Source organism: Candidatus Nanopelagicales bacterium (genome assembly GCA_037045355.1).
Taxonomy (GTDB): domain Bacteria; phylum Actinomycetota; class Actinomycetes; order S36-B12.
The window spans coordinates 1-4603 of sequence record JBAOHO010000028.1 but is presented as its reverse complement, the minus strand read 5'-3'; the positions used below and the strand labels follow the sequence as shown (position 1 = coordinate 4603).

The following is a 4603-nucleotide window of genomic DNA, read 5'->3' as shown; positions in this document are numbered from 1 at the left end:
TGACGCAGTGGGTCAGGGGTGCTTCGTCACCAGCAGGAGGCCACCGGTCTGCCCGGCCAGAACCCCCTGATTCTTGGGCGCCGGCTTGACGAAGGAGTCCACGAGGGCGGACACGGGGGACCAGTAGGGGATGTACCACTCTTGATCCACATCGAGGATCAGAACTCGGTCCGCGGCGGGGTCGTAACCCCCGACCACCGAGACATGCGGTCCGTTCCAGTCGCCCGTGAGCACTCCTTGGTTGAAGTAGACGAGTGCGACGTTGTCCGCGGTGGCTTCGTTTCGCTCCAGCAGTCTGCGGGTCTTCGACAAGGTGGCGGTGTCCGCCCTTTCGGGATGGAACGACGTGATGGTCGCTTTCTTCATGCCGTACGCGTCCATCGCCTGGCGGGTGTAACGGCGCAGTTGCCTATAGGTGACCCCGTCGCCGCCCTCGGAGCTTCGCGCCGACCACCCAGTGTCCCCGACCTTCTGCAGAACGGCTTGCTGCGTGGGGATCTTGGCCGAGGCCTTCTTGGGCAACCCCCGCAGCCCGTTGAGCGCCATGGTGACGCTGGCGATCGAGCACGCACTCGTGGTGAACTGCGGCTTGTCGTAGGGGGAGTAGGCCCAGTAGTCAGGCGCGACGGCGGTCTGGAGATACGTGTGGTCCGCGGTGATGGGCACGGCATCGGGTCCGAGTTTGGGCTTGTCCGCCGCGCCGGCGGACGGTGCCACGGTCCCGACGACGCACGCGGTGACACCCGCGACCAGAAGGATTCGTGCATGGGATCTCATGTGGCTCTCTCTCCCGCCTTGTGCTCGGCACCGCTCCACGGTAACTGGCGCGGCAGACTCCCGGTGAATCCAACCACCGGACGACCGGCGCCTCAGTCAGGCGGCGTGCGGGTCCGGCTGATGCACGCCGAAAGTGTTGCCTTCGGTGTCCAAGAAGTACCCCTGCCACGCCATGCCCGTCAGCGCGGTCTTCGGAAGTGCCACTCGGCCACCCGCCGCCAGGATCTTGGCCGCCGTGTCGTCGAAGTCCTCCACCCCGACGGTGCAGACGAACGCCGTCACGCCTTGGCCCGGATCAGCGGCGGGGGCAGGGCGCTGGAGCAGACCTCCGTCGATGCCCATCTGGTCGTCCGGACCGGTGACGACGCCCCAGTACGGGGATCCGGTGAAGGCGCCGAAGTCCTGGTACTTCCAGCCGAAGACTTCCGCGTAGAACTGCTTGGCACGTTCCAGGTCATCGGCCTGGATCTCGAAGTGGACCACTCGTGACATCGCATCTCCTCTTTCGGTCGCAAGACAGCCTATGGCTGCTTGCCTCGTTCAAGCCTGTCGCCGACTGCGAACAGCGCCACGGCGGCAGTCGCCGAGACCACCCCGGAGATCATGAGCGGGACGGCGCCTGATCCGCTCCCCGATTCCCACGCCAAGCCCGCCCACAACCCGGCGATCAGGATGGCGGCACCGGACAGTCCTTGCAGGAGTCCCTGGGCATGGCCGCGGACCTCCGGGGGCGCCAGGCCGGAGATCCACGCCTTGCCGACCCCGTCGGTGATCCCGGCGAAGCCCCCATAAACAAGCAGGAGCGCGACAACGGACCAACCCGATTCGACCAGGCCCAGTCCGAGGTATCCGACGCTGAAGCAGACCAGGCCGATGGCATAGACCCGAGCCTTCGGCCACCGATCGGCCAGCATCCCGGCCGGAAAGGCGATCACCGCGTTGGACAGGTTGAACGCCGCGTACGTCGCAACCACGGCCATCGTCGAGAAACCGACTTCGTTCATGCGCAGCAGCAGCAGCGCATCTGGGAAGTTCACCAGGGCGATCACCGCCAACAGCCCTGCCACGATCCGTACCCGCCGCGGTAGAGCGGACGCTGTGGCTTGGTGTCGCTCCCCAGGAGCAGCGCCAACGGGGTCCGATGTTGCTCGACGCCGTTCCTCGGTCACCAGCGCGACCAGCAGCACACTGATGACCGCCGGGACCACTGCCACCCACAATGCGACACGGATGTTGCCGCCGGCCGCCGCAAGAACCACCAGGCCCACCAGCGGCCCGATGACCGCGCCCAACGTGTCGGCGGCCCGATGGAATCCATACACCCGGCCCATTGCCGAATGCGGGACGCCTTCGGCCAGAAGAGCGTCTCGTGGGGCGCCCCGGATTCCCTTGCCGGTCCGGTCGATCAACCGCCCCAGCAACACCACCGGCCATACGAGTGCCGCGGCGATCACCACTTTGCCGACAGCTGCCAAGCCGTACCCTGTCGCGACGGCGGCCTTGCGACCCACACGATCCGACGTGCGTCCCGATACGTACTTCAGAAGAGCAGCTAGGCCCTCGGCCAGCCCTTCGATCACGCCCACCACCGCAGCGGGGGCACCCAGCACTGTGGTCAAGAGGATCGGAAGGACCGGGTACATCATCTCGCTGGCGGCGTCCTGTGCCAGCGAAACGGCCGACAGCACCTTGACGTTGCGCGTCAGCCAGGGGCGCTTCGGCTCGGCATCGGTCACTCACAGGACCCTAACGGCCGGACTTCGATCCCCGGCCTTCGTCGTGCTTCTCCGTGCGCTGGCGGCTACGGCACCACTGTGAAGGACTGCTGTGAGTGTGCGTCCGACGCCGGTCCGCTCACCGGGTAGGTGCTGCCCAGTGCATAGGACCAGATCTGGATCAATGGGGCGGCAGTCGGCGCAGCCCCGAGCGCGCGATAGCAACTGGTGAGGTTCAGCGTGACACTGAGAGTGTTGGCTGGGGACGCCGGCTCGTCGGGGCTCCGATCGACGACAGCGGAGCCGGCGGGCACAGTGCGGTTGATGTCAGTGGTGAGCGGACTCAACCTCGGCTCGGCGGTATAGGTACTCGTCGGGCAATACCCGCCGGCTCCCGCGCCGACGGGCAGGCTGATCGCGTAGGCCAAGTTCCCGACATCGATCCACCTCGTGGATCCCGGCTCCGTCGGCAACCGCATCCGCTGCGGGCGCCAGATCTCGAGTCGAAGAACCAGGTCGCCGTTCGTGTCCGTGTGCACGCGGGGACTGCACTGGGGCTTCGACGGACCCGACCCGCCGTAGACGCTTCCTTCGAGGCATTCGGGCGCCGCCGGATACGAGAAAGTGCCGCGGTTGCCCTGGCCGTCGTCGTAAGAGGCGATCACCGGGTCGCTGGCGAAGACGAAGCCCACCGACGCGGGGTACTCGACCGGCACACCGTCGCTGGTTCCCCGGGCGATCAGGACATCGTCGGCCCTGATCTCCTGCGCGGTGGCTCCGTGCAGGAGGAACATACCCCCGTTCGGACCTCCGCTCGGCTGATCGGGCATGAGTGACCCCAAGCCGTCGTCGTCACCGTCGCAGCAGTCCGGGAACGCAGGGCGCCCGGTGCGCTGGTCGCCCGGGTCGGGTGGTGTGTTTGTCTCACGCCACAACCCGGTGCCCCCTGCCGAGCAGTAGCCCAGGGTTCCGCAGTCCAACTCACCGGAATCTTGATCGATCGAATCCCACTGGACGGCGAGTGTGCCGCCGTCGCGCAGGACAGCGTCGAGTTGATCGGGCGTGGAGCCGCCATCGGCGTTGACGTATCCGTAGGGGGTCCAGCCCAGGCCGGTGGCCAGGTGCAGGCTGCTGCCGTCCGGGAAGGCGGAGGCCTGCGTTGCGGGTGCGGCATAGGCCGTGGCGACACTCCTCTTCGTGGACCGGTCGTATCCGTCCAGCACCAAGTCGCCGTCGTCGTCCACGTCGAACACGTTCGCGATCCCATCAAGATCACGGTCACCCGGCCCACCCCTACGTGGCAACTTCGTCCGAACCAGACCGATCCGTCCGGCCCCGATCGGGACGCCATTGTGCGCCCGAGCGCCGAAGTCGGAGACGACTGACTGCTTGGCAAGTTTGTGCTCCAGGGTCGCGTACCCGTGGCGGATCTTGACCCTCCCGAGTCCGACGCCCGAGCGCACCCCGAGGGTCGCCTCTCTGCCGTTGCGTTCCATCAGGATCGGACCGGCGTACCTGCCGTTCGGGGCCTGTAGGTGCAAGGTCACGGTGCCGGCCGGCGGGCGCAAGGTGAACTGCTTGCCCCTCACCACGAGGGAACTCGCCCGTCCGCCGGCCGAAAGGGCGAGAACCCGGTATCCCGCCTTGCTCAACCGACCGGTTATCGGCTTGCGGACCTTACCGGCGACGGTCGTCGCCCGGGGGAAGTTGAGACTGGCGCCGGTGGCCGCCGGGGGGTCGGCGGCTGCTGCCTGGCGGCTGTCGACGACCTGGGAGAGCCCCCCCGCCAACGCCGTCGACGCCACCGCCGCGATGGCGAATCCCCGGTTCCGGCTCCAACTGCGCGATCGTTTCATGGGGACCCCCATCCCTCAGTTCATTCTAGATCGCCAGGGGTACCCCGGGTAATGGTGCGCTCATGCAGCGTCCTCGCGGCGTGGTGCAGATGAGGGTGACGGGCAGGTTCCACAGCGTTGCCGATCGAAGCGCTCCTGCGAGTAGGTCGCTCCGCTCGGACAGTGGGCCCGCAACCAGCCCCTCCTGCGTGCATGTCTTGACAGGGCCTTGCGTGCCGTATCGGCTCTTCTACGGTTGGTCGTGGGTGGACACCG

The 4603-nt window shown here is 67.2% G+C and carries 4 protein-coding genes; all 4 read right to left on the bottom strand.

Annotation, left to right across the window (positions count from 1 at the left end; all coding sequences use genetic code 11):
• Positions 1-12: 12 nt before the first annotated feature.
• Entirely contained in the window at positions 13-777 is a 765-nt protein-coding gene (locus V9E98_15080; protein ID MEI2718287.1) for a phytochelatin synthase family protein, read from the bottom strand.
• 96 nt (positions 778-873) lie between these two features.
• Complete coding sequence (locus tag V9E98_15075; protein MEI2718286.1) at positions 874-1269, bottom strand: VOC family protein; 396 nt, start codon at positions 1267-1269, stop codon at positions 874-876.
• A 29-nt stretch (positions 1270-1298) separates the two neighbouring features.
• Complete coding sequence (locus V9E98_15070) at positions 1299-2513, bottom strand: MFS transporter (GenBank protein ID MEI2718285.1); 1215 nt, start codon at positions 2511-2513, stop codon at positions 1299-1301.
• A gap of 65 nt (positions 2514-2578) precedes the next feature.
• A complete protein-coding gene (locus V9E98_15065; GenBank protein ID MEI2718284.1) occupies positions 2579-4348 on the bottom strand; it encodes a hypothetical protein in 1770 nt (589 codons plus the stop codon).
• Between the last annotated feature and the right edge of the window lie 255 nt (positions 4349-4603).